This is a genomic window from Oscillatoria sp. FACHB-1407, assembly GCF_014697545.1.
Classification (GTDB): Bacteria; Cyanobacteriota; Cyanobacteriia; order Elainellales; family Elainellaceae; genus FACHB-1407.
In genome coordinates this window covers 75030-101534 of sequence record NZ_JACJSA010000004.1, presented here as the reverse complement: position 1 = coordinate 101534, position 26505 = coordinate 75030, and the positions used below count along the sequence as shown (strand labels likewise).

General features: G+C 50.5%; 20 protein-coding genes. 12 read left to right on the top strand and 8 right to left on the bottom strand.

Annotation, left to right across the window (positions count from 1 at the left end; all coding sequences use genetic code 11):
• The first annotated feature begins 315 nt into the window (after nt 1-315).
• Nucleotides 316-1821 (top strand): site-2 protease family protein, encoded by a 1506-nt coding sequence (locus H6G89_RS08665; RefSeq protein ID WP_190505008.1) that lies wholly within the window; start codon nt 316-318, stop codon nt 1819-1821.
• Nucleotides 1822-1823: 2 nt separating this feature from the next.
• On the top strand, nt 1824-2627 hold the full coding sequence (locus H6G89_RS08660; protein WP_190505006.1) for a PIN domain-containing protein: 804 nt from the start codon (nt 1824-1826) through the stop codon (nt 2625-2627).
• Between the two features lie 149 nt (nt 2628-2776).
• Here H6G89_RS08660 and H6G89_RS08655 read toward each other — a convergent pair whose 3' ends face one another.
• Complete coding sequence (locus H6G89_RS08655) at nt 2777-4003, bottom strand: DUF4912 domain-containing protein (protein ID WP_190505004.1); 1227 nt, start codon at nt 4001-4003, stop codon at nt 2777-2779.
• A gap of 559 nt (nt 4004-4562) precedes the next feature.
• On the opposite strand from H6G89_RS08655, the gene H6G89_RS08650 reads away from it, so the two are divergent.
• The gene (locus H6G89_RS08650; protein ID WP_190505003.1) at nt 4563-5363 is read left to right on the top strand and encodes an LmeA family phospholipid-binding protein; all 801 of its coding nucleotides are present in this window, start codon (nt 4563-4565) and stop codon (nt 5361-5363) included.
• Between the two features lie 257 nt (nt 5364-5620).
• Here the strand turns inward: H6G89_RS08650 and H6G89_RS08645 are convergent, their stop codons facing one another.
• Nucleotides 5621-6091, bottom strand: a complete 471-nt coding sequence (locus H6G89_RS08645) for a hypothetical protein (RefSeq protein ID WP_190505001.1) — start codon at nt 6089-6091, stop codon at nt 5621-5623.
• A gap of 430 nt (nt 6092-6521) precedes the next feature.
• Between H6G89_RS08645 and hetZ the strand changes: the two genes are divergently transcribed.
• The 4 genes from hetZ (at nt 6522) to H6G89_RS08625 (ending at nt 11458) form a co-directional block, all read left to right on the top strand.
• Entirely contained in the window at nt 6522-7664 is a 1143-nt protein-coding gene (gene hetZ, locus H6G89_RS08640) for a heterocyst differentiation protein HetZ (RefSeq protein WP_190504999.1), read from the top strand.
• A 247-nt stretch (nt 7665-7911) separates the two neighbouring features.
• Complete coding sequence (locus tag H6G89_RS08635) at nt 7912-8697, top strand: PatU (RefSeq protein ID WP_190504997.1); 786 nt, start codon at nt 7912-7914, stop codon at nt 8695-8697.
• A gap of 281 nt (nt 8698-8978) precedes the next feature.
• Nucleotides 8979-11291 (top strand): transglutaminase TgpA family protein, encoded by a 2313-nt coding sequence (locus tag H6G89_RS08630; protein WP_190504995.1) that lies wholly within the window; start codon nt 8979-8981, stop codon nt 11289-11291.
• Between the two features lie 29 nt (nt 11292-11320).
• Nucleotides 11321-11458, top strand: coding sequence for a hypothetical protein (locus H6G89_RS08625; protein WP_190504993.1), 138 nt, complete (start codon nt 11321-11323; stop codon nt 11456-11458).
• Between the two features lie 15 nt (nt 11459-11473).
• On the opposite strand, the gene H6G89_RS08620 is transcribed toward H6G89_RS08625, so the two are convergent.
• The 3 genes from H6G89_RS08620 to H6G89_RS08610 form a co-directional block, all read right to left on the bottom strand.
• Nucleotides 11474-12604, bottom strand: coding sequence for an ABC transporter permease (locus H6G89_RS08620; RefSeq protein WP_190504991.1), 1131 nt, complete (start codon nt 12602-12604; stop codon nt 11474-11476).
• 10 nt (nt 12605-12614) lie between these two features.
• The gene (locus tag H6G89_RS08615; RefSeq protein ID WP_190504989.1) at nt 12615-13724 is read right to left on the bottom strand and encodes an ABC transporter permease; all 1110 of its coding nucleotides are present in this window, start codon (nt 13722-13724) and stop codon (nt 12615-12617) included.
• Between the two features lie 113 nt (nt 13725-13837).
• Nucleotides 13838-15817: an ATP-binding cassette domain-containing protein gene (locus H6G89_RS08610; protein ID WP_190504987.1), complete on the bottom strand. Its 1980-nt coding sequence runs from the start codon at nt 15815-15817 to the stop codon at nt 13838-13840.
• 62 nt (nt 15818-15879) lie between these two features.
• Here H6G89_RS08610 and H6G89_RS08605 point away from each other — a divergent pair, with 62 nt between their 5' ends.
• The gene (locus H6G89_RS08605; RefSeq protein WP_190504985.1) at nt 15880-15999 is read left to right on the top strand and encodes a YXWGXW repeat-containing protein; all 120 of its coding nucleotides are present in this window, start codon (nt 15880-15882) and stop codon (nt 15997-15999) included.
• A gap of 116 nt (nt 16000-16115) precedes the next feature.
• Here the strand turns inward: H6G89_RS08605 and H6G89_RS08600 are convergent, their stop codons facing one another.
• Nucleotides 16116-17372 carry an HlyD family secretion protein gene (locus H6G89_RS08600; RefSeq protein ID WP_190504983.1) on the bottom strand — a complete coding sequence of 419 codons (1257 nt, stop codon included), beginning with the start codon at nt 17370-17372 and terminating at the stop codon, nt 16116-16118.
• Between the two features lie 21 nt (nt 17373-17393).
• Between H6G89_RS08600 and H6G89_RS08595 the strand changes: the two genes are divergently transcribed.
• From H6G89_RS08595 to mgtE, 3 genes are all read left to right on the top strand, one after another.
• Nucleotides 17394-17537: a hypothetical protein gene (locus H6G89_RS08595; RefSeq protein WP_190504981.1), complete on the top strand. Its 144-nt coding sequence runs from the start codon at nt 17394-17396 to the stop codon at nt 17535-17537.
• A 160-nt stretch (nt 17538-17697) separates the two neighbouring features.
• Entirely contained in the window at nt 17698-18324 is a 627-nt protein-coding gene (locus tag H6G89_RS08590; protein WP_242059877.1) for a TetR/AcrR family transcriptional regulator, read from the top strand.
• An 829-nt stretch (nt 18325-19153) separates the two neighbouring features.
• The gene (mgtE, locus tag H6G89_RS08585; RefSeq protein WP_190504980.1) at nt 19154-20503 is read left to right on the top strand and encodes a magnesium transporter; all 1350 of its coding nucleotides are present in this window, start codon (nt 19154-19156) and stop codon (nt 20501-20503) included.
• 124 nt (nt 20504-20627) lie between these two features.
• On the opposite strand, the gene H6G89_RS08580 is transcribed toward mgtE, so the two are convergent.
• The gene (locus H6G89_RS08580) at nt 20628-21572 is read right to left on the bottom strand and encodes a Uma2 family endonuclease (protein ID WP_190504978.1); all 945 of its coding nucleotides are present in this window, start codon (nt 21570-21572) and stop codon (nt 20628-20630) included.
• A 535-nt stretch (nt 21573-22107) separates the two neighbouring features.
• Between H6G89_RS08580 and H6G89_RS08575 the strand changes: the two genes are divergently transcribed.
• Complete coding sequence (locus H6G89_RS08575; RefSeq protein ID WP_190504977.1) at nt 22108-23955, top strand: hypothetical protein; 1848 nt, start codon at nt 22108-22110, stop codon at nt 23953-23955.
• A gap of 303 nt (nt 23956-24258) precedes the next feature.
• On the opposite strand, the gene H6G89_RS08570 is transcribed toward H6G89_RS08575, so the two are convergent.
• Nucleotides 24259-26352: a cation:proton antiporter domain-containing protein gene (locus H6G89_RS08570; protein WP_190504976.1), complete on the bottom strand. Its 2094-nt coding sequence runs from the start codon at nt 26350-26352 to the stop codon at nt 24259-24261.
• Nucleotides 26353-26505 lie beyond the last annotated feature (153 nt).

The window sequence follows — 26505 nt, the reverse complement described above, 5'->3', positions numbered from 1 at the left end:
AAAATTAAGCTCCCTAAACTTTCTTGGCGAGATATAACCGTTGAAGCACGGAGTGGTAGATTGATAGTTTTAAGATAGTTAGTACAGAGACAGGGTTGCATCCACCGAAACCGTTTTACTCACGCTTAAGAGCCAAGCCAAGCAGTAACAGGTCAACACCCTGGACATAAACGCTTTGGACGTGAATGCCTTGGACGTTTATGCCTCTCGGAGTCGGTTCCTTGCAACGCTACCTGGAGTTTAAATCGGGCGTGCAGAAAATACGGCAGACTATGCTTTGGATAGCTCTGTCTTTCATGACAGACAACATTACAGATGATCACTCTCCTTATTCTTGTAGTTGCATTAATCATATTGGGCTGGGGCTTCTACCGGGCTAGACCTTTTGGCAAGCTCGGCATCCTAGCATGGCTTCAATCTGTAGTGTTGATGGCTCCCTGGTTGTTGTTCTTCGGCTTATTTACAGCAGGGGTCTACCTCAACCTGGTTAGCATAATTTTTCTAATTGTTCTCTCGGCTGGACTCTACATCTTTTTAGGCAATCGGTTACGAGCAGAAGGAAGCAACTCTGCACTGCTCAGTCGCCTCTCTGTATTGCCGAACTCAACCGATCCTACTCGCTCCCCAGAGCCATCTGACTCTCCCACTGATCCGGGGATCACCCCGGAAACGCCCAAGCCTGTCGAAACGGCTCTAGAGGCAGATGTTTTGAGCATCCCAGCAGATGACCTCAAGCTCATTCAGGGTATTTTTGGCGTTGATACATTTTTTGCGACTGAAACGATTCCCTATCGAGAGGGGGCAATCTTTAAAGGCAATTTGCGGGGTGAAGTTGACGCGAGTTATCAGCGATTAGCCAATAACCTGGCAGCAAGAGTGGGCGATCGCTATCGCCTCTTCTTAGTCGCAGGACCGGACGATCGCCCCACTGTTATCGTGTTGCCTCGCAGCAATGACCCACAGCCCACCACCGTGTTGCAAGGGTTGCTGGCGTTGGTGTTATTCCTGACAACGATCGCCGCTAGTGTTGCATCGGCTGGCTTAATGTTAGGATTTGATATCTCTCAACAACCCGATCGCTTTCGTGAAGCTCTGCCAATCAGTATCGGCATTCTGTCTATCCTGGCAGCGCATGAGCTTGGGCATCGTCTACTGGCTCGCCGTCACCATGTTCGTTTGAGTCCACCTTTTTTCATTCCAACTTGGGAAATTGCTTCGTTTGGAGCTATTACCCGATTTGAATCCCTCTTGCCCAATCGCAATGTTTTGTTTGATGTGGCATTCGCTGGACCAGCAGCAGGTGGCGTTGTTTCAGTTGTACTGTTGATTACGGGGCTGCTACTGTCTCAATCGAGTAGCTTGTTTCAGGTGCAGTCCAATGTATTTCAGGGATCGATTTTTGTTGGCGCATTGGCACGGATCATCTTAGGAGATACGTTGCAGCAGCCACTGGTTGGGGTGCATCCGCTTGTATTAGTTGGTTGGTTAGGGTTGGTGCTAACGGCAATAAATTTATTGCCAACAGGACAGTTAGATGGTGGACGCATCGTGCAGGCTATTTACGGTCGTAAAGTAGCCGGACGCACAACGATTATTACGCTAATTGTTCTAGGACTCGCTGCCCTTGTTAATGTATTGGCGTTATATTGGGCAATCGTCATTCTGTTTTTACAACGTGATCTGGAACGTCCGCCCCTCAACGAGTTATCTGAACCGGATGATGCACGGGCGGCTCTGGGTTTGTTGGCATTGTTCCTAATGGCAGCAATTTTGTTACCATTAGCCCCTAATTTGGCAGGTCGCCTCGGTATTGGAGGTTAAACATGGCGGCAATTCCTCCCGTTATTTTGGTTCTGGATATTGGCGCGTTGTCCGCAGCAACCCCACGGGAATGGTTAGAGTTTTCGCGGGTGGGGAGCTGCATCGTGCCTCAAGTTGTTTACGAAGAGATGAAGTTTTTGTTTGATCGCTCTCCTGACCCAGACCTGGAGCGTATCGCCAGAGCCTTTAATCGTTTTTATGCTACCAGTGGTTGGCAGATCAGCGAAGCAACGGCTCATCATGCTGTGCTCAAGTCGGGGGCTGGTCAGGCATTGACTCGGCGCACTCGTATTTCTCTGGCGGTGGGCAAATGCGCCTATGCTCTGTCACAAGAGTTTCCTGCCAGTCTCGTGGTGCTGGTAAGTAGCGATCGCTCTATGTTGCAGCGGATCTACGACATCCAGGCTAACAACCTGTGTGCCATTACTGGACCTGCGCTGTTGCAGTGGTGCCGCACAGGGCAACGCCCAATCGCCGTTAGTCAAAAGTTACAGCGGTTGCGCGTAGCCACAGGAGCCCAGGTCAACTCTACCATTCAGGGACAAGCTTATACCGCTACTTCTCCCTCCCGCATCACAACGACTCCCACACGAACGACATCGACTACCCGCATCACCTCCGGCAAAAAGACAACGATTCAGGAAGCCTCATCCATGCCTTCCTGGATTCCTCAAGCTTTTTCTCTGGCAACATCCCTCGCTGCCCTGATCATCGCCGGATTCATCTTGGTCAATGTGTTCCGGAGTGCTAATTTTCAACAGTTGGTCAATCCATCTGATGCCGCGCCAACTCAAACCAGCCCATAAAAAAACCCCCGTCAGTTGACGGGGAGGAGGTTAGCAACCTTGAGTCTCAAAACCTGGTTTTTGTTCTCTAAACCGCTGTTTTAAGACAAACTTGCAAAACTGGTTTCTTGCAAAGCTGGTGCTCTACTGCAAAAACCCAGTCTCAAAACTTAAACCAGCCACTCTTGAACGGCTTCTTCCTTCGTGTTGGTGCGACGCTCTGGAGTTTCGCGAGTAAACTTCATGTGGATCGCACGGTTTTGTTCGCCATCTGCCGCAACCGCCAGGATTGGGTAGTCAATCAAGCCATCCTGGAAGGACATCTGGAAGCGGAAGGTGCCATCGGGGTTGAGCTTGATGGGGCGACCGCCGATAGTAACCGTTGCATCTGGCTCCGTTGCACCGTAAACGATCAACTCAGCATCAGCCACTAACCAGAACTGGCGAGGGCGAATGGGTGGAGCCGACGCGGAGAAGCCGACACCCGACATACCAATACCCGACATTGACATGGTCGGCAGTGCCCACATACCCACACCCGACGGGAAGATGTAGGAACTGACCGCTTGCTCTGGCACCATTTGCATGGAGCCGTAGAGCGAACCTGCAACCCGCTGAGCCTCGGCGGATTGAGCCATACCAAAGATTTCGTCGTAAATCGCGTTGCTGCCGATCGCTCCTGCCCCTGCCATCCGTCTGCTGGGAGGCACCAATTCGAGGAATTTCTTACCGCGCAGGTCTTCATCCCAGCTAACCGTGATGAACTGGTCATCAATCCAATCCGAGGGATACACCGGAGGAATACGGACGGGAGCCGAACGAGCCAACAGTAACCAACGACCATCGCCAGCGACATAACCAATTTCAACCACGTAGTCGCGATCGCTCACAGGGACAGGCAAATACCATTCCCGTGACAGCTCATCACACTCATACTGCTGCAAGCTGTGCGGACGCTGGTAATTGATATCAATATCAGTCACGTCATAAAAGCGGAGTGCTAAGCGACTACCGCCCTGACGACGCAGGTCTTCTTTGTGGCTATTGGGAATGTCCCAATAGGTATACGCCCATTGAGGGTCACGCGGCAAAAGCACAATGCGGCTCTCGCCATATCCATCCGGCAAATCGGGTAAACCTTCATCAACGGCTGCCAATGAGCCGCCCGTGCGATCGGTTTGTCCTACATCAAATTTTGCTGCTTCCACTTCTTCTTGTGCTTCTAAAGATCGAGATGATGCTACTGGGGGATACTTCGCCGCCTGTTGAGCCTCCTGGATTGAGGTCAACAACTGCTCCTTTCGCATACGGCTATAGCGAGAAACGCCATATTCGCTAGCGATTTTGCGAAGTTGTCTGAGGGTCAAATCCTCAAGAGGTGGACGTTCCTTAGTCATGGATGAATCTCCAATGTGTTTGTGAGTACTACAGAATCTGCTCCGTTGAGAGAAAACTCTGCCTTACAGTTTTGAGAGCTAATGACGTGTGAGAACTAAAGGTCTGGGAACCAGAACTGGAGTGAGGAGTAACACTAAGTGAGTGATAAACCCCAGACAGGCATTAAACCCTCGCAAGAGTTAAACCTGGCTAAAACTGATCCCTGAACCTAACAGTTAACGGTCAACAAAAATCGACGGTCAACGCAAAATCTCTAAGAGCTAAACATAATGTTTTTGGGATCGTTGGGGATCACTTAGATAGCCTTATAGTGCAGAAAAACAAGCAACTGGTCAAGGGGCTAACAAGCCTTATCTAGAACGGATCTACGGTTTTTCGGGCAAAACGGGGATCAATATGTCATGATTTCCTGACATTTTTAACAACCTGGGATCGCTTTTGGGATCAGCCTAATGTCAAGGTTTACTCACACAGATTTGATCCCCAGAAATTGTGTTAAAAGCTCAAAGTCTTGTGGTACAAGGGGATGGATAAGTATTTTTACCGTAAGTAAAACAGATGGACTCCGACTCAGAGGTTGCTGACACTACAGATTCCTCTACAACCGCCTCAATCTCACCACTCACGCCATCTCCAAAGAGCCATTGGGTTAGCAAGGGGTTATCTGCGGCAATCCAGTTTTGGTTGCGATCGCAGGTCGAACACGTTGAAACACTGCATTGTCAGATTGAGGGGGGCGATCGCCAAATTTTGTCGGGCTACATCCCTAAGGTGGCGATCGCCGCAGAAAGAGCGGTATACCAGGGGCTACACCTGAGCCAGATTCACCTGACCGGGTCAAATATTCGAGTCAACCTGGGGCAGGTTATACGAGGAAAGCCACTCCGGTTGATGGAAGTCGTACCCGTCGAGGGAGACGTCGTCATGCATCAAGACGACCTCAATACATCTCTAGAAGCTCCGCTGCTGGCTAATGCGGTGACCGAGTTTTTAGCCGGATTGGTGAAATCGCTCCCCACCTCGGAAGAGCTACCAGACGATGCCGTGTTACGACTTCATAATCCCCAAATCCGTCTGGCAAATCAGCACCTCACTCTCATCGCCGATCTCCTCTCTTCTGAAGGTCAAGCGACAGCGATCGCCATCCGCACAGGCTTACAACTTGCCGACGGGCAAACCCTGCAACTCGATCGCCCCTGCTGGTTACCCCATCCTAACGCCAACCGAGGCTTACCCCTCAGCGACCTACAGGGCTTTCAAATCAACCTGGGCAGCGATGTAGATTTACGATCAATTCAGATCGAAGACAATCAGTTGCGGTGTCAGGGACGGATTAATATCATTCCTCTTTCTGATTGAGGTTCAAGTTGAGGGATTAGGGGAGTAGGGGAGTAGAGGAGGCAATTGAACCTGAGTTCGGGATAAGAATCTTGGTGGTTGAAACCTTGACTATATAGACAACTCAATGCGGGTGGTTTCGCCCTTGTAATGCTCAACCAACCTTCTCGACATCCTAATCTCGACATCCTAAATGGAATATCAAAACTTACCCTTCAAAACGCCAAGCTCCCTCTACTCCTCTACCCCCTTATTCCCCTACCCTTCTACTCCCTTACTTACGCAATATTCGGCGGAACGCTCTGAGTTCCTTGCATTTTCTGCAAATGCACCTGGATCAAATTTTGCAAATCTTGACGAGTTACCTCGGTTCCAGCACTGGTATTTCCAGAATTTTCAAAGAAGACTATGCTATCGACCGTTTGCATTGCTACCATTTGAAAGAGGATGTGAATAACCGGAACCGGGATCGAAATGACCTGCGGATCTTTAGCATAGGGAGCCGCTGTTGCGTCCTTAAGGGTGGGAAACGCATAGATCACATTCTTTGAAACATCAGGCTGGGTACGATGGCTTAGGGTGGTCATGACCCAATTTTGTTCCAGGGTTTGCAGAATATAATACTCAGGGTGTTTCAGTTGTTCTGCAATCAGTTTTAAGGCAGGAGCGATCGCCTCAATCGCAGCAGGTGTCGTGCCATCCTGAGGGGCATTATCTATCAGGGTTTTAATCTGCTGTTGAATATCCATGATTGGGCTGTAATAAAGTACTCTTGAGAAAATTGTTTTCTCCAGTCTAGACCATCATTTCTTGCATCACGACTCTCTCTCCGGAGAGGCAACTGCAAAAAGCGACGGCTCTTAGCTGAGTACCCATGCGCCAAGCCCCCATCACTGTAATGTTCAACGACATCGTCCTGAGCTACGCAGCTTAAATGCGTAGTTACAGGAGTGTAACTGACCTGCATCCGTTCGCGCACCCCTCAACGGTTTAGAGTCCGCCACACGGGGCTTGACTCTGGCAGTCACGACTTAAGTCGTTAAGCGGAGAGCCTTTATGGGGTCATTGAACGACTGGAACAAGAGAATGGGTACGATATCGATCGAAATTACTTGCGATCGCAGATTAGTATGTTAACTTTGTAGCGACGAGAACCATCAGGGGGGAACCGTCTAAGGCGTGGAGGCGATTTTTAAGCTATTGTTCAGCGAACTCAAGCAGTCCACACAAGCTTCTGAACAGCATTGTCGGGATATTGCAACTCGTATTACCGCAGAGGTCACCCGCATCTGTTCGGAAAGTAAGCGCATTCAATCTTCTGGACAAATCGATACCTGGTTGACCACCCTGGCTCGTCATCGCCTCAAGCAATGTCTTAAATACTATCAGTTGGGTTCCCATCGAGGACGTGTCGAGCTACACAGTACCCTAAGTGCTGTGGTCTATCGCTACATCACACCGCCCCAGGTGCAGTCCAGCTATCAAGCTCGTCTCACCCTGATCGAAGACTTTTTGCAGGGGTTTTATATTGAGGCCCTCAACGCCTTCCGGCGAGAAAATCAACTGCCAGCGACCTATCGCCCCCGCAGTTTGCTGCAACTGGCGGAATATATGGCGTTTACCGAACGCTATGGCAAACGTCGCATCCCCCTACCAGGTCGGCGCAATCAACAGTTAATTATTCTACGGGCACAGACTTTTTCGCAACAACAACCCCCCGAAACTGCCGTTGATATTGAGCAGGCAGCAGAAGGTTCATCCGGAGAATCCGATCAAAATCGCAACACCGCTCCGGTGCAACAGGTTCGCGAGCAAATGGTGGCTCAGGAACCGGAACCTGCTGAAGACGCCCTGCGGCTGTCGGTTGTGGCAGAGTTGATGAAATATCTGGAGGAACGGCAACAGCAAGATTGTGCCGATTATTTTGCGCTGCGCTTGGAGGACTTGCCTGCCAGCGAGATCGAGGCAATTTTAGGGCTAACTCCCCGGCAACGCGACTATCTGCAACAACGATTTAAATATCATCTGATTCGCTTTGCCCTGTCGCATCACTGGGAACTGGTGCATCAGTGGCTTGAGGCAGACCTGGAGCGTAATTTTGGCTTGACCCCACAGCAGTGGCAATTGCTGCAAGCCCGCATTAACCCCCAACAGGCAGAACTGTTACATCTCAAGCGCAAAAATATGCCAGATGCGGCGATCGCCCAGGCTTTAGGGTGTACCGTGACCCAAGTTCAGAAGCAATGGTCAAAATTATTGGAACAAGCTTGGGAAATTAGAAATAATTTAGTATCCGGAGCAGGGGCAGCAACCGATGAATAGGGAATCAGAAGCCATTAATAAATTCCTGGCTTGGCTGTTACAAGATCCCAACAAAGGTGTTATACCATCAGGGCAGAGTCCCGTTCACGGGGCTGAGTTGGATGATCTTGACGCAGCAAGTTTGCAATTCGATGAAATAGATCCACTCGATTCCGAAGACATCAGGGCGTTATCGACTGAATCATCGGGATCGAATCGCTTTTCATTTCAAGAAACTCCACTGTTTTACCCAGGAGATAGATCCGCTGTGCAAGACCGTTTTCATTCCCTATTAAAACGTCGGCTCCGCTCTGAAATCGAGCGCAAGCCACCCCTGTTTCCATGGGAGACGGAGGTTTATGAATACGATTCTGAAACCCCCGACTGGGCAACCTCTGACTTGGTTCCTGCGACCCCCTGGATTACCCAACTGCAAAACCTCAATGTACCGATTCCGATGCCGGAAAACGTACTGTCGCAGTTATTTGACCGCTGTTTAGAAGTAGTGCAGTCTTCTCTGCGAGAAGGCACCAAGCTCGTTCAAGCTGTTGAGGGGTTGTTTCCCGGCAACACTCCAGCCTTGAATCAACTGGCTGGGTTAGTGCTCACTTCTCCCGCTCGTTCACCGTTGCGATCGCCTGAAATCGCCTCCCGTCTTCCCGAAGACTACAGCACTGCCACTCCATCACAACAGATGGTTGTGTCAATGTTGGCAGCGCGGGAAATTTTGGAGACGCTGACACTGTCGGTTTCACCGAACGAGCCTCGGGCTGAGCGGCAGTGGAATACGACTGCTGGTCCTCTACAATTGACGGCTGAATATCCGTCTCCCACTGGGCAACTCCGCATTCAAAGTCAACTTCCCTGCTCTGGAAGCCTCCGCTTTCAAGGCGCAGAGGCACAGTCGATTGCTGAGCGGTCTAGCCCCGGTTCTCTCAGTGTGGAATTGTTTGATCTCGCTCCGAACCAGATTTATCCCCTGGAAATTCGACTAGCCGGATCAGAACAAACTCCTATTGTGTTCGTGGTTCATCCCACCACATCCGATGTCTAACGAATAGTGCTGCTGTTCGTTTTATAGCCTCATTTTTGACATCTACAAGTGTCTATGAGTCATTTCGCTCCTCCGTTTTAGAGCCTCATTTTTGACATCGTGATTTACAACTGCATCCGTCTCATTTTTTCGGAGACATCGTGTCACCCCTCCCACTCTGCTTCTGTGGCGGCTAGGATAGGGGGGATTAGTTTTTTGGATCGATCAGAAACAACAAACACATTTCCTAGTTTCTATCCTTCCCATTTCCCCCCTATTAATTACCTCCTTTTAAGCTGAATATGTCTTCTGCGACAAAACGGCAAACGCTCCCTATTCCCGGATTGAGTGACCTACGGCAGCGGCTAAATGCAATGCCTTTACCGGAAGTCGAAGACTCAATCCTGTTGCGGATTCTGGTTCAAGCCGCAGTTGCCGTGGGCATCGTTGCGCTTGATGTTGCCGCCGCAGATGTGGCAGATCCCTTGTGGATCAGCATTTGGGCGGTGCCTGTCAGCATCCTTGGGGCGGTGTGGAGTTGGCATCGTCGGCGTAAACGCAATATCGCTGTCAAATTTTGCATTGCGATCGCCATGTTGATCGGGTTGGCAGCTTTTTTCGTGAAGTTGCTGTCGTCGGCCAATGACACCCGTTTAGCCCTGGCGGAGCTACTCATTTGGCTCCAGGTGTTTCACAGCTTTGACTTGCCCCGTCGCAAAGATTTGGGCTACTCCATGGTGATTGGGCTGATTCTCATGGGTGTGTCGGCAACATTGAGCCAGACGCTCGTGTTTGCGCCCTTGTTGCTCCTGTTTTTTATCATTGCGGTTCCCGTCCTGATTTTGGACTATCGCTCTCGCTTGGGTTTGCCATCCCCCAGTTTTAAGCGGAGTGGGTTAGACATGGCTCCCAGGCGGTTGGGGGTGTTTTTGCTGATCACCGTTGGACTGGGCTTATTGATCTTTGCCTTTTTACCGCGACTGCCCGGTTATCAACTCCGCACGTTTCCAGTGAGTGCTCCGATTGACATTCAGGGTGAATTTGATACGGGCAATATCATTAATCCGGGGTATGTGCGGGAGGGGCGATCGGGCACGGGCGTGGGTAACGGTCCCGCCGGAGAGCTAGAGGATGGACCGGGAGAACTGGATGGGGATTTTTATTACGGCTTTAATGACCGAATTAATCAGAACTTGCGGGGTCAACTCAACCCTAAAGTGGTGATGCGGGTGCGATCGCAAGCTGAGGGATTTTGGCGGGTGATGGCGTTTGATCGCTATACCGGGCAGGGGTGGCAGGTGTCCCGCAACGAGGATGACCTGGCAGTGCAAAAGGTTGAACGCCCGTCCTGGTCACTGCGGTTTAACTTGCCGTGGTCGGTCACGCTGAATCGGACGCGAGAAGTGGTGCAGTCCTACACAATCGTGGCTGACCTGCCTAATCTGATTCCCGCGTTATACGAACCCAAAGAACTCTATTTCCCCACACGACAGGTAGCCATCGACCCGGAAGGTGCGCTGCGATCGCCTGTGCCTTTGTCAGAGGGTTTGACCTACACGGTAGTGTCAGAGGTACCCTATCGCGATCGCACCCTGCTGCGGAACTCGGATCAACGGTATCCAATTCCGATTCGCGATTACTACATGGATGTGCCAGAGGCGATCGCCAGTCGAGTGCGCCAGGAAGCTGATCGGATTTTGGCAACCTCACCCACTCCCATCACTACGCCCTACGAAAAGGCACTTTATCTGGCGCAATACCTCAAGCAGAATTACACGATTCAGCCCAATCTGCCTTTCCTGGCAGAAAACGAAGATTTAGTCGAAGCGTTCTTATTCAAGTTTGGGGGTGGTTATGGCGACCACTTCTCCACAGTGCTGACGATTATGCTACGGGCGATCGGCATTCCGGCACGTCTGGTGGTTGGCTTTAACCCTGGAGAATTCAACCCCTTTACCGGGTTTTATGTGGTGCAAAACACCGATGCCTTCGCCATGACCGAAGCCTATTTCAACAAATATGGCTGGTTTACCTTTAACCCGATCCCGGGCTATGAAGTGATTCCTCCGTCTATTGAGGAATACCAAACCTTTAGTGTGTTGCGGCGTTTTTGGAACTGGATTGCCGGATGGTTGCCCTCTCCTGTCACTGGATTTCTCACCTGGGTGTTTGAAGGGATTGCCAACGCGCTCTCGTGGGCATTTGGATTTGTCACCTCCTTCATGAACAGTTGGGTCGGTATTTTGTTGGGGGCAGGGTTACTCACTGGACTGGGCTTTTTGGGTTGGCTGCTATGGAGCGGGTGGAACCAATGGCGGTATCACCGATTTTTGGGCAAATTGCCTCCCATGGAAGCCCTTTATCGCCAAATGCTCGACCGCCTCGCCTCACAGGGCTATCCCAAACCCAACGCCCAAACTCCCCTAGAATACTCCCAGCATATCTATGGCCATCAACCGCCAACCCATGCTCAAGCAGTGGATGAGATCTCGCAAGCCTATGTGCGCTGGCGGTATGGTAAGCAATCTCCCGATTTAAACCATTTGCGGCAGCGACTCCGCGACTTGCAGCAACGGGAAAAACGCCATTCCGCGAAGAAGCTACAGCTAAAATAACGTTAGTTCGGTTTAAGAGAGCCCGGCGAATGAATTCGCGCCTACTAGAGCGAAGTCCACCGATGCGGACTCCGGAAAAGGCAGGATTTGACGAACCGACGCAGGTCAATTTTGCTCCGATAGCGGCGGTTTTAACCGCCGAAATCCTGATCCCGAATTCACGCTAAATTAAATTCGAGGAGCTAACTGAGTTGGGTACGGAATTTTTTGATGCTCACCGCCATCAGGATTACCGCGATCGCCCCAAGCGCAAGGACGTGTTGCCACAGTTCCACAACTCCGACTCCTTTGAGGAGAAAGCCGCGAATCACAGCAACGTAGTGTCGCAGGGGATTCAACCAGGACAGATGTTGGAAGATCAGCGGCATACTCTCAATGGGGGCGATCGCTCCTGAGAGTTGAATCAACGGTAGATTAATGAAAAATGAGGTCAATACGACCTGTCGCTGGTTGCGCGAGATCGTTGCCAGCAAGATCCCTAAACCAATGCCCACAAAGATATACAGGGCTGAAATGAGGAGAAACAGTGGAAAGCTGCCCCGAAACGGCACCTGAAACACGACCTCACCGACCGCTAACGCCAAAAAGATATCTGCCATCAGCAGCACAAATAACGGCACGATTTTCGCCACCAAAATTTCCCAGGCTTCCGCCGGGGTGATCAGCAATTGCTCCAGGGTGCCTGTGTCCTTTTCGCGCACCACCGTTGAGGAGGAAACCAACACGCTGGTCAACGTCAACACGACACCCGTCACACCCGGAATAAAGAACCAACTGCTGTCCAAACCAGGATTATAGAGAAACGTCACCTGGGGATTGATCACTTCAGTCATGACTTCCGGACTCAAGCGACGACTAAATTGATTGGTGATTTGGGAGATATAACCTGCTGCGATGCCCGCCGTGTTGGCATCTACCCCATCGATCAACACCTGCACATCGGCAGTCTGAGACTCGGCTAACTGGCGATCGAACTCTGGCGGAATGATTAATCCAGCAGTAATTTGCCCCTGTTGAACTTGCTCCCCTAAGGCTTGTTCACTGAATAGATAATCCTGGGTAATAAAGATGCGGTTTTCAGTTAAGGCAGAGACTAATTCATGGCTGCGGATGCTGTTTGCATAATCCACAACTCCCAGTTTCAAAAAGTGAACTTCTGGGTTTAGAGCAAAGCCATAAACTAACAGTTGAATCGTAGGTGGAAAGACTAGCAGGAATATAAGTTGTTTATTTCTGATGATTTGATTCACTTCTTTGGTTGCCAATGCCCAAAGCCGACTATTGAGGAGGCGATTGAGGAAGTTCTTAAACATAGGTTTTTGGTTATTCTGAGATTTGCATTCGCTGTAAATTACGGCGTGCCACGTTAAAAAGAAATAATCCAATTAATGTTAGAACAAGCATGGAGAACCAGACGCCACTCCAACCCGTTCCTCGCACAAAGGCATCCCGAATAATCTCAATGTAATAGCGGGCAGGAACCACATTGGAGATTAACGATAATGGAAAGGGAATATTGCTCAGGGGATAAATAAAACCTGATAGTAAAAATGCCGTCAGAAACCCAATTGTTGCTACTGCTTGAACGGCTGCATTTTGATTAGTGGCACGGGAGCCGACGACCATGCCAAACATAACGCTGGTTGCAATAAAAATCGGTGTGCCAATGAAGAGTGGAGTGGGATCTCCGGCAAAGTTGAGTCGAAAGAGTAGAGCACCCAATCCTATCACGACCACTGCCTCACTTAAGCCAATCAGAATATATGCCAATGCCTTTCCCGCAATGAATTCTAATGCAGTCAAACTGGAGGCATAAACCTGTACAATCGTTCCCTGCTCTTTTTCACGAACCAGAGCGATCGCCGCCAATAAAGAGGGATAAATCCACAGAATAACGGCACAGGTTCCGGGCACAATGTAAAGCGATTCTTTGCGACCGGGATTAAACCAAATTCGGGTATGGGGAACGACCCGTAAAGCAGGTGGTTGTTGTAACCCGGTGACTCTTAAAAAGAATTGTGTAACTGCTTGAATACTGTTTTGAATAATGCGGGCATTGTTAACATCGGTGCCATCGACTAACACTTGAATTTCACTGGACAATCCTGACTTTAATTGACGAGAAAAATCAGGAGGAATGATTAATGCTGCTTTTGCAATACCCGGATCTAATGCATCTCGAACTGGATCACCTCCAACCCAGGAAACAGGCTGAAATTGGTTAGTAGCAAATATGCGCTCGATATACGAACGACTTAAAAAACTGTTGTCCAAATCTTGAATCGCGATCGGGATATTTTTAGCCTCTAACCGAATCGCAAAACCAAAGATTAAAAGTGTCAATAAAGGTAACACAAACGCCAGAGCCACTGTGAGGCGATCGCGACCAAATTGAGCTAATTCCTTAGTACATTGGCTCCAGATTCGTTTCATACAAAGAGTAGGAGGTAGAAAGCAGGAAGTAGGAAGAAGAGACGCGATTAATCACGGCTGTACAGATGGGGATTGGAGGGAAAGCGAGATTAATCATGTCTGTACAGTGAGGTTTAAGCATTAGTTGAAACCTTGCTTTGAGCACGTTCCACAATGCCAATAAAGGTGTCTTCTAACGAGAAAGGAACCGGACGTAAGGAGTGAATTTCGAGCATTCCATTGGGGGTAGGTGTTTGATCCAACAGATCTCGAATGTGGGGAAGTTCTGTGTCGGGATGATCGAGGACAAGGTGGAGGCGATCGCCAAAGATCGAGACGCGCCACGGATCGAGTTGTGTTTTTAATAGATCTGAGGCAGTTTGGGTGTGATTGGTCACAAGCTCAATCAACTGCCCAGGTTGTTGGGCTTTGATCTGGCTAGGGGAGCCTTGAGCCATCACCTCACCCGCCACTAAAAAGCCCAGATAGTTACAGTGTTCAGCTTCTTCGAGGTAGTGGGTGGTAACCAGAATGGCAGTGCCACGTCGGGCGAAATCTTCGATCAGTCGCCAAAACTGCCGTCGCGCCAGGGGATCAACTCCCGATGTCGGCTCATCCAAAAACAAAATCTCTGGCTCGTGCATTACCGACGCCCCAAAGGAAACACGCTGTTTCCAACCACCGGGCAAGCGTCCGGTGAGCATGTCCTCCTGTCCCTCTAACCCGCAAATAGCCAGCACCCAATCGATCTTCTCGCGTCGCTGGTGACGGGGCACACCATACACCCCGCAGTAAAACTCCAGGTTTTGCACAACCGATAGGTCATCATAGAGCGTGAATTTTTGGCTCATGTAACCGATCCGTTGGCGCAGAGCCGTATTTCGCAGATCTTGGGTACGCCCAGCCAGCATCATCTCTCCCCCACTGGGAGCCAACAATCCGCAGAGCATCTTGATAGTGGTGGTTTTGCCTGCCCCATTCGCACCCAACAAGCCGTAAATTTCGCCATAGCGGACTTCGAGCGTGACATCGCGCACCGCCTGAAAATTGCCAAAGGTTTTGCTGAGGTGGTTGGTCTTGATGGCGATGTGGTTTTCTGAACTAGAGGATGTGGGCGATCGCCCCAGATCTTGGCGAGTGCGTGGAAAGGAAATAAACGGAGGATCGGCTCCCTGTTGCCGTAGACGAGTCACAAAGACATTCTCTAACGTGGCTTCGACGGGTTGCAGATCGGTCAGAGTTAAACGTTCCTGGGCGAGCAAGTGCCTTACTTCGGCTTCACTCTGGTCAGGGGAACACACCAACACATCGAGGCGATCGCCAAAAGTCTGCACATCCACCAACGAGGAAGGTGCATTCGAGTCAGCCTTGGCATGGTGAATCGCCTTGAGCAGCACAGCTTCAGTCTGCTCCAGATAGTCAGTTCGCAATTCCAGACGGTGTAATCCCAGGTTCTGCCGCAATTGCTGTAAGGTGCCCACCTGCTGGATTTCTCCCTCATACATCAAGGCAATCCGGTTACAGCGTTCTGCCTCATCCAGGTAAGGCGTTGCGACTACGATCGTCACCCCCTGACTAGAGAGTGTCGCTAACACATCCCAAAACTCGCGCCGCGACACCGGATCAACTCCCGTCGTCGGTTCATCGAGTAGCAAAATCTCGGGTTGAGACACCAGCGCACAACACAACGCCAGCTTTTGCTTCATACCCCCCGATAGTTGCCCCGCCAGACGACTACCAAACTGTTCCAGGCTCATCAGCTTGAGGTAGCGATCGCGCCGTTCCAACAGGCGATCGGGCGGCACCTCTCGCAGACCTGCACTGTAGCGAATATTTTCATCGATGCTGAGATCCAGATAAAGCGAGAATTGCTGCGTCAGATAGCCAATGCCCAGACGGGCGTCTCTGGGCGGGCGATGCAACACCTCCACCCTACCCTCGCTAGCTTCCATCACCCCCGCCAGGATTTGGAAAGTCGTGGTTTTGCCTGCCCCATCAGGACCAATTAACCCAAAAATTTCACCTCGCTGCACCGTGAAGTCAATGCCCCGCACCGCGTGTGTTGTGCCGTAGTGTTTTTGTAAGCCTTGAACTTGGATGACAGTGTCAGTCATTGGTTAATGGTCAATGGTTAATGGTCAATGGTTAATGGTCAATGGTTAATGGTCAATAGTTAATGGGTAATGGTCAATGGTCATTGGGTAATGGTCAATGGTTAATGGTCAATGGTCATTGGGTAATGGTTAATGGTCATTGGGTAATGGGTAATGGTCATTGGGTAATGGTCAATGGTTAATGGTCAATGGTCATTGGGTAATGGGTAATGGTCAATTGTCATTGTTGTTCCAGTGGAGAGGTACAGAGGGTAGAAGGAAAAACCTATTTTTATTGACTAAATTCTTTCTTCTTTTTTCACTCTTCTGATTCTTCTAAGACAATTTCCGCATCAGCAGGCATTCCCGGTTTGGCAAATCCTCCGGGTTCGGCGATGCTGAGGCGAACGCCAAAGACTTGCTGCACACGGTCTTCTTGAAAATAGACATTCTCTGGAGTGAAGGATGCCTCGGCATCAATTGCAGCAACCTGGGCAGCGAGGGGTTGGTCAGGATTGGAGTCGAGATAGACCCGTGCGGCTTGACCCACCCGAATATTGCCAATTTCACCTGCCGGGACAAAGCCACGCAGATACACCGTGTTGAGATCCACCACGGAAAGGAGATTTCTGCCAGAGGCGACCACGACTCCAGGTTCCACGCTACGGGTCGTCACAACTCCATCAATTGGGCTGACTACGGTGAGGTTATCCAGTTGTGCCTGAATTTGTTGGCGACTGGCTTGAGCGTTGGTGACGTCAGATTGGGCGATCGCCAATTGCACTCGTGCCTGTTCCAGTTGGGTGTTGAGCCGCTCAACCTGCACATTGCGAATGTCAGGGTTGAGGTTTGTGGAGCGGGTCTGGGTCAAGCCTCCCTGCGCTGCGGCTACCTGGCGACGGGCTGCTTCGACAGCCGCCTGTTGACTCACCAACGTGGCTTGAGCGGTTTGATAGGTGGTTTCAGCCTGGTCAAATTGCTGTTGGGTTACGGCTCCTTCGTTGACCAGTTGGGCATAGCGATCGCGGTTGATCCCGGCTAAGCGCAAATCAGCATTGGCTCGTGTTGCTTGCGCTTCAGCCTCTCGCAGTTGGGCGATCGCGGCTGCTACCGTCGCTTCGGCTTGAGAAATTTGTCCCTGCGTGTCACCACGCGATTGCTGTAAGGTTAACTGCGCTTCGGCGATCTGGCTCTCCAGCACCGAGACTTGCAGGCGAGCGTTGGCTTCGCGTTGTTGCGCGGCTTGCAGTGCAGCAGTCGCTCCCTGAAGTTGAGCCTGCAACTCGTCATCATCCATCCGCACCAGAATGTCACCCTGATTGACCTCTTCTCCCTCTCGCACCGTGACTTCTTCAATGCGCCCCGCCACCTTGCTGCCAATGTCCGTTTCGTAACCCTCAATTCGACCACTCAACTGCAAATCATCCGACGTCGGTCGTGAGAGCCAATACCAGGTAGTTAACCCTGCCGCTACCACCACCAACCCCAACGGCAATAACAACCGACGTTTTGCTGCACCTCGGTGCTGAGCGGCTTGCCCAGCTTGGGTTGAGGCATCTGAAACAGATTGCGCCATAGATGTAAACCTTAATTACCGATGCAAAAACGGATTCTCAATCCCAGACACAATAAAGTCAGCAAAGTCAGCGATCGCTTCGTTGAAGGTAACCGTGCCCAGCGACGAGAACCAGAGAAAATGGAATCAGAGGAAGCTTTAGAGTGTTTGCAATACCTCTTCTAAAATCTGGAAATATGACACAAGCTAAGAAATAATCGACAGCTAAAATCGCAAGACTAAACTAGACTGTCTAGTATGATTATGACTTGAATCTTAAACTGTTCCCTATAACAAAAGAAGAGATTTTGTAAATCTTTTAGGATCTGATTGAGAGGACACCTTCTTGGAATCGTTGTCACCATCCAACCCCCAAATCGAAGAATCTAGCAGTACACGAGAAAAACGAGAGCAAATTTTACGGGGAGCCATGCAAGTCTTTCTGAGTCAGGGCTATGCAGGCACCAGTATGGATCGGGCCGCCGCCGCCGCAGGGGTTTCAAAGCAAACGATTTATAGCCACTTTCAAGATAAGGAAGGGTTGTTTACTGCATTGATTGAGCGAGTCACGATCAATCGGATGCAGTTTGACTTTTGTGCTGAAGCGATGCATGGTGAACCTGCTGTGTTACTGCGTCGTCTCGCCAATACGTTTCTCCAAAAGATGACCGATGAGGAGTACCTCGCCCTGCTGCGCGTCGTCATTGCCGAATCTGTCCGCTTCCCAGAATTGGCACAACTCTACACCCGCACTGTAATTCAACGGGCACAACATAGCCTCAGTGTTTATTTCAAGTCTCATTTAGAACTCGGCATAGAAGATCCAGAGGCGATCGCCCGGATCTTTTGGGGCTCCCTCGTCTCATTTCTGGTGTCGCAAGAGATTCTCTACGGCAAACTTGTCATGCCTATGGAAAAAGAGCGGTTCATTACTAATTTGGTGGAGTTGGTTTTGAGCCATACACAGTCCTGATTTAGTCACTTGTCATTGGTTGATAGTCAATGGTTAATCGTCAATAGTTAGTGGTTGATAGTCAGTGGTTAATCGTCAGTAGTCAGTAGTCAGTGGTTAATCGTTAATCGTCAATAGTCAATGGTTAATCGTTAATGGTTAATCGTTAATCGTTAATCGGGCTATGTAAATTAAAGTGGGTCTGTCACCGTTTCCATCCACCCGCGCATCAATGGCGGCTACTTTTCAAAGTTCACTAAAGTGGACTGAAAACCTCTCCTAGTCTGCTTTAGCAGACTTCATCCCATGAGCCCGCACTTTAGTCGCGGGCTTCCGCTGTGAACTTCAGCCGAACGGTGGGCTAGAACGAAGATAGGATGAGGTTTTACACAAAATTCTGGGCACACCCTTAATCGTTAGTTGTTCATCGTTATAAGACTAGTGCAGCGTCACACCTTATTTTTAGGATTGTCGGTGTGAGCATCTCACCCACGGCGCGAGCAAGATGTTCGCACTACCCTAACTTTTAACTGTGACGCAACACTAGTTGAGGCATTCAATTCAAAACTCATTACTCATCTACCCCTCTACGATTTAGCTTTCATTCTTCATCCTCGTGTCTTTCTTTTTTCTCTCTTCGATCTTCCTCTGGTCTGAATTTTTACAAGATCAGCCAAGATGATACTTAACGATCGAACCATTCGTAGGCTAAGATACCCATTAGCGGTACTCATTATGAGTACCGATGTTGAATTCATGCGCTTTATGGACCCAAGTCCATCCCCCCACAGTACATAACTCCCCTCCTGGCGAGCGTGTCTCCCAGCGCGGGGGAGGCATAGGAGGTTGTATGCTCACTCAGGAAGTTTGCACTTCACTGTCAGCGGCGACTGCTGACTTAAATCGGCTGAAGTGGGAGCTAAATTGCCTCCCTGCTGTTGATGTTGGCGATTACATTGCGGATTTGCCACCCGAACGTCAGGCGATCGCCTTTCGGTTGCTCAACAAAGACCATGCCACTGATGTGTTTGAATATCTGCCCTCAGAGGTGCAGGAAGAACTCGTCAGTTCACTGCATCATGCCCAGGTGCGCCAGATTGTCGAAGCCATGCGCCCTGACGATCGCGCCGAATTATTTGATGAGTTGCCAGCAGGCATCGTACGGAAACTCTTACAGCAACTCAGCATTGAGGAGCGTCAAGCCACTGCCACCATCCTGGGCTACCCAGAGGGCACAGCGGGACGGGTGATGACGACCGAATATGTGCGGTTGCGGGAGGGGTTGACCGTTGGTGAAGCTCTAGAAAAGATCCGACGCACCGACGAAGACAAGGAAACCATCTATTACGCCTACGTCACGGATGACAACCGCAAACTGGTGCGGGTGATTTCCTTGCGGCAGTTGTTGTTCACCATTCCAACGGTGTTGGTGCGCGATGTGGCGAGCGATCGCGTCATTAAGGCATATACCGAGATGCCCCAGGAACAGGTCGCCCAACTGATGAAACGCTATGACCTGATTGCCGTGCCTGTGGTCGATCGCGAAGATCGGTTGGTGGGCATCATTACCATCGACGATGTGGTAGATATTTTAGAAGAAGAAGCCACCGAAGACATCCAAAAACTGGCAGGGGTCAGTGGTGGAGACGAAGCGGCTCTGTCTCCTCCAACCGTCACGATTCGCAAGCGGTTGCCCTGGTTGCTCGGTAACATCGGGCTTTATATCGGTGCGGCTAGTGCGATCGCCCCCTTTCAAAACGTGATCTCCCTTGTCCCCGTGTTAGCCGTGATCATGCCAATTCTGTCCAACACCAGCGGCAACGTCGCGATTCAAGCCCTCTCGGTGACGGTGCGGGGGTTGGGTGTAGGCGAAGTGACGCATGAGGATACCTTCAAGATTTTACGAAAAGAAATCCTGGCGGGCTTTGGCACGGCGATCGCGCTGGGTTCTGCGCTGGGCATCCTGTCGTTGATCTGGTCAGTTCCGGGCGATCGATGGATTGCGATCGTCGCGGCTCTGGTAATGATGGTGAATGTCTTAGTCGCTGCCAGTTTGGGCACGTTGTTGCCGATGGGACTCAAGCGCATGAACCTCGATCCGGCGTTGATTAGTGGACCGTTGTTGACCACAACCCTGGATGCAGTCGGGTTTCTCACGTTCCTGTCGCTGATCTCAGTAGCTCTGAATCTGGTTGCTTGAGCTGTTTAAGCCTCAGATCTCCAACTTCTTTAAAAAAGTTGGAGATCTAAACGTCACCAGGTAACAGATCCTCGAAACACCTGATTTATCGTTGTGACTACGGCTATAAATCGAAACTCCCCAACTATCCTTCCAGGTCAGCGTTGACCAACGTTTGCACTTCATTGGGTGTGAGCTGCATCAAGGTCGCAACTTGCTCTACTGACATTCCCTGTTGCATGAGATTGAAAGCGACCTGACGTAACTGGGTTTCTACCTGCTCTACCCGTGCGATCGCTCTTTCCTTTTCTTCTCGTTCCTGTTCTGCATCGGTGAGTATCCAGTTTCCCTGACTATCACACCAACGCAGCCACAAGCGATCGATTCCTTGAAATTCTCCTTGCCACAGCCCTAGCCCTAGCTCCAATTCGGGAATCCAAATGCGAGGAGTGTTGGGGTCAAGGAATTGCTCCTGGTAGTGCCCACCAAGCAGCTGAAAGAACCGGAGTTGATTGGTATAGCGACTAAATACGACATAGTAGGGCACTCGCAAGATTTGCTCATACACCTCCCACTTTCGGGGTGGACTGTCTTCCGCGAGTTGCCCGTCCCCTGACTTGGTTCCTACCCGGACTGCGCGGGTCAACTGGGGAGTGAGAGATTGATCACCCTCTACAACACGAGTTGGATTCGCATACTCTCCTAAGTCTTCCTTTTCGGTACCTGGCGACAGCAGTTCCACGACGACAAAAGGATTGACCCCTTCCTGCCAGACGACATAACTCGATCGCATATCGTCATCATACAGACGGGGCACCCCCAGAACTAGAAACCAGTCAGGACGCTTGTACCACTGAGCATGGCGTACATCGTAATAGAGATTTAAGTCTGAGCCTGTGAAGAATTGGTTTTGGGCGTAGTTGCGAAGCTGGAGTGTGGCACTCAGCAGTTGGGGTTGTAAATCATGAAACTCGTCGGGCAATCCAGGCTCCTCAGGATTTTCGCTCGGTAGATCATACATCGTGGGCAGTGTCTCTCTGGGAGAGAGAGGCGGGTCTGTCTGCGGGACGGGGTACGATCGCTGGCTCATACGGGTTCACAAAGGAGGGAAGCAAAACGACGCAATAAGCCTATTTTAGGCGATCGCCACAAAAGCACCTGGAATACCCCACTCAACAAACTTGTTATCCAAATTCTGTACAGGTTCCCACCAGGTCGGTTGGCTGCCGGAACTCTGCGTCATATTTCACCTCAGACCCAAAGTAATATGAATTTCGTAGGGCGTTTCGTTAAACACCCGTACAGCAGTGGTCGTGTTTGAGAATCATAATTTGCATCCAGCAACGTCACATGTGACATCTGTATGAATACAGTTCCCTGTTTTTATTGATATAGCTACCGCCACTTCATTTAGGACAAAGGAGGTGTGGGGACGCAGCCCCCGGCCAGGGGTTCCACCCCTGCACCCCGCCCTCACCCAAGTGACTACGGCTATAAAACTAAGCCTCAGCGTGTTGCTAAATATTGCAGAAGAGGGGCTGTAAGCCGATTCGTCCGGAAGGCGTTATGGGTCAATGTAAAAAGCGATAGTTTCCATTCAACGTGTTGCCCATCACCCATTTGCTATGCAGACGACCATTCCTTTAGACAACCTGGATACATTGGGGGTACAGCTACAGGACTTATTACACGAAAATTTATTACCCGATAGTCTGATTGGCATTCGTTGCACTCTTAAAGAAGAAAAATTAATTGTTTTGGGGCAACACCAGGCGGGTATTTCTCTAGATCCCACGCAAACGCTGCGATTTTTAGAACGCACGATTCAATCCTTGCAACTGCACTTTACTCAGCAGGTGCGGCTTTACCTGCGGGTTGCAGGGCAAAAACAGCCCTACGCCCATCGTTTCTTCGTGATTCAGCCACCGCCACCGCCACCCAATCCGGTTCTATGTGAGGCGGAGGGAACGGCAAAATCCGAAGAGTGGATTGTTCCCGATGAAGAGTTGGATGCACTGGTACAAGAGTTGATGACCCATGCTGCTCAGTCAGCCTCGGAGCCAACCCAGAGTAGCCCTCCCGATGGCGAAACGACTCCACCCTCTCTTCTATCCTTTGAGCGGGGAGGGGCATTGGCTCTGATTTCATCCTCAGCGTTGGAGCGGCTCGCAACTGACACTCGCTCTACCTGGAATGGCTGGATGAACCAGTTGCAGGGAAAACACAAGCTCGTAATTGGTACTGGAGTTGCTACGTTGAGCCTTGCTGGAGGGATGTATGCCCTGACTCGTCCCTGTGTTGTAGGCAGTTGTTCGGAGTTGCAAACAGCACAGGACTTGAGTCAGCAGTCCATCGATCGGGTGGAGGCAGCCAAAACCAAAGCAGACTTGGAGCAAGCGCAGCAACAGTTAGGACAGGCGATCGCCCTGCTTGAAACGATTCCGGTCTGGTCTGGGCAATCGTCTGATGCTCGTACACTGATGCAGACCTATCAGGCACAAGCCGCTGCCCTCAATCATCTGGTCGCCGCTCAAGATAAGGCAACTTCAGCATTGCAGGCGAGCGAAAATCCTCCTCACGCGGTTGAGATCTGGCGTAACGTGCGATCGCAGTGGCAGGAGGCGATCGCCCAACTGGAGCAGATTGATGCCGAAAGCACCTTGTATACCCTGGCTCAACAGCGATTAAAAACCTATCGCACCAACCTGACCGAAGCAGGGCGACACTTGCAACGAGAAGAACAGGCACAGAGCACTTTAGATGTCGCACAACAGGCAGTACAGCTAGCAGGAGAACGCCACCGCAAAGCTCATACTCTGGCAGATTGGCAATTGACCAGAGCCACCTGGCAGATTGTCATTATGCGGTTACAAGAAGTGACAGCAGATACGACAGGAGCACTGGAGGCAGAGCGATTGTTGAATGCCTATCGACCCAAACTCGCAGAAGCCAACGAGCGCGTTGAACAGGAAGAAATTGGAGTTCAACTGTTTACCCAGGCGACCCAACATGCTCAAACGGCTCAATCGGCTGAACGTCGCTTTGCCTGGCAGGAAGCGATCGCCCGCTGGCGATTGGCCATTGAGGTGATTCAAGAAGTCCCTGATGGAACGGCTCACGCCACTCAGGCACAAGAGCAAATCGATACCTATAAAGCCTCCCTCAGTCAGGCAGAGCAAAAGGTACAGGCATCCGCACAAGTATCCAATGAGTTAACCAAAGTATGCAGCCGCGAACTGCAAGCCTGTCAGTTGATGTCGGTGAGTGATGAGATTCGCGTGCAGTTGAACCCAACCTACGTGCAGGCGATCGAAACAGCTCGAAATAGTGGCAATCGAGATCTTCAGGCGATCGTGACCGACCACCAGTTGACCTTGAGGCGATCGCTCGAAGGCATCGCCAACCACTTCCGCTTACCCGTTGAGGTCTACGATCCCAACAATGGGCTACTAGATCGACATCTGCCAGAGTAGCCTTAACGTCAGCTCGTTTAAGAGCCTGGCGAATGAATTCGCGGCTATCAAAGCGAAGTCCGCCGACGCGGACTACCGGAAATCAAAGGTTTACTCAACCGACGTAGATCGGTTTTGTTTGTATAGCTGTAGCCACATACGATGAGGCGAAGGCGAGTCAGGAAGCTTCCCAGCACCAGGGTTTGTTTTAACCGCCAAAATTCTTATCCCGAATTCACGTTAGCCTTAGGTACTAGAGCGATGGCGTGATGGCGTGACAGAGTATTGCCCTACTCCCCTACTCCCTCACTCTCCTAATCCCCATTAGCTACTCGCCGGAATCACCTGTCCCCGCATATCCAGCAAAGCCGGAACCGACTGTCGTTGCGGCTCGCCCAGCAGCACAACAGAACAAGTCAGGTGTTGAACAACTTCAGTAGTGAGGTCACTAATTGCCAATTCTCCAATTCGCAGGCGTTGTCGAATCGATCGCAACACGACCAGATCAAACGATTTAGCCGTATTAATGATGGTGGCAGCCACATTGTCTGATGGCACCACTAACACCGTAGTTCTCGTATGAGGGGAGTATTTGGCAGTCAGCAGATTTAGTTGCTCTTCAGTCCAGGCAATGCGGCTAGGAGTGGTGTGGCGATCGCACACATGCAACAGCGTCACCTCTGCCAGATTGGAGGCAGCGAGAATCTGGGCAAAGCGCACCAGACGCACCGCCCGGTGAGTTAACGTATCGATGGGTACGAGGATGCGATGGATACTGCCCGGAGAATCGAGCAATCGAGTCACTGCCACAGGACAATGTGACGACCACAACACGCTGTTAATCACCGTGCCAAACAGTCGCGCCCGAAAGCCCGTAGTTTTGCCCCATCCCATCACAATCAAGTCCGCATTTTGCTCTCGGCTAGCACGGCTAATACCTTGAGCAATACTGTCATCAATACGCGACAGCGGTTCTGCATTAACACCAAACTCTCGGCTCAACTCAGTCGCACGCGACAATAACAATTCACTTCGTTGCAGCGCATTCTTTAACTCCGGAGCATCCATTGAAGCCTGAGCCGTAGTTACGGCAAGAGGCACAAGCTTTCCAGACTCATGTCGTGCGAGCAACGCCGCCATTTCGATCAAAAATTGCTCGGTTTTAGGGTTGTAAACAGGTACAACAATCGTTAACGGTTTAGAGTCTACTTCATCACTCCAGTGCAGGGACAAGTTAGATTCGGGTTCTACACTACTGGGCACCGTGGGAACGAGGTTAGCAGCACTACGGGCGGTGATCAGAGGTCCCAAAGTGGCGGTCACCAACATCAACACAATCACCCCGTTCAACACATTCTCAGTCAGCAATCCAGCCCGATAACCCACCAGTGTTGCTGCCAGAGTCGCGGCTACCTGGGGCAGTGACAATGACCACATTGTTAGCATTTCTTGCCAGTTATAGCGATAAACCAATTTCGCGAGCAGAGCCGCTCCAAACTTGCTGCTAACCAAACCAACGACGATCGCCACTGTCAACCAGATCGAACTTAAGCTGCTAATGAACCCCGGAATGTCAATGAGTAGCCCCAAATCCACAAAAAAGATGGGAATAAACAGCACATTCCCCACAAAGATCACTTTCTCTTTGACGGGACTTTCGCCCAACACGCTGTTAACTGCCAATCCCGCCAAAAACGCGCCAATAATCTTTTCAACCCCGATGACTTCAGCCCCTAATGCGGCAATAAACACCACCAGCAGCACAAACAGAAATTGGTTTCCTTCTTCGTCGCCCGATCGCCGGAAAAACTCTTTGCCGATCCGCTTAAACCCAACCAGGATTAGCACTGAATACAGTGCCAGCGACCCCAAGAGCGTTATCAGACTCAAAGCTGTAAATTCACCTTGATGAATGCTGACGCACACCGCCAGCACCATCAATGCACCAATATCCGTAAAGATAGTTGCCCCAATGGTCACCATCACCGCTTCGTTGTTGATCACGCCCAAACGGCTAATGATGGGGTACGCCAGCAACGTGTGGGAGGCAAACAGCGAACCAATCAAGATAGAGGCATTCCAGCCGAAACCAAACATGCGCCCAACGATCGTGCCGACGATCAGGGGCACGGCAAAGGTGAAGCCACCAAAGCCAATCGAGCGGTTTCTGTTGGCTTGAAACTCATCCAGATCCACTTCTAGACCTGCTACAAACATCAGATAGACCAATCCGATGTCTGACAATAGTTTCATCGTTTCAGAATCAGTATCCAGCAGGCGCAATCCGTTTGGACCAAGCACGACGCCTGCTACAAGCAGCCCCAGCAATCCTGGAAGTTTTAGCCGCTCAAAGCACAAAGGCACAATCAAAATAACGGCTAACAGGATAGCGAACGAAACAATGGGTTCTAAATGCATTAATTTTTTAGGGATGCTTTATCTGAGACAGATTACCGGACTCGATATTACTCCACAGGTTCCCCTAAAATAACCTTCAAAAGGTGGATATAGCAAAAACTTAGGATGATGGGTTTAATCAATCCGCAAATTGTACGGGCGGGTTTAGCAAAT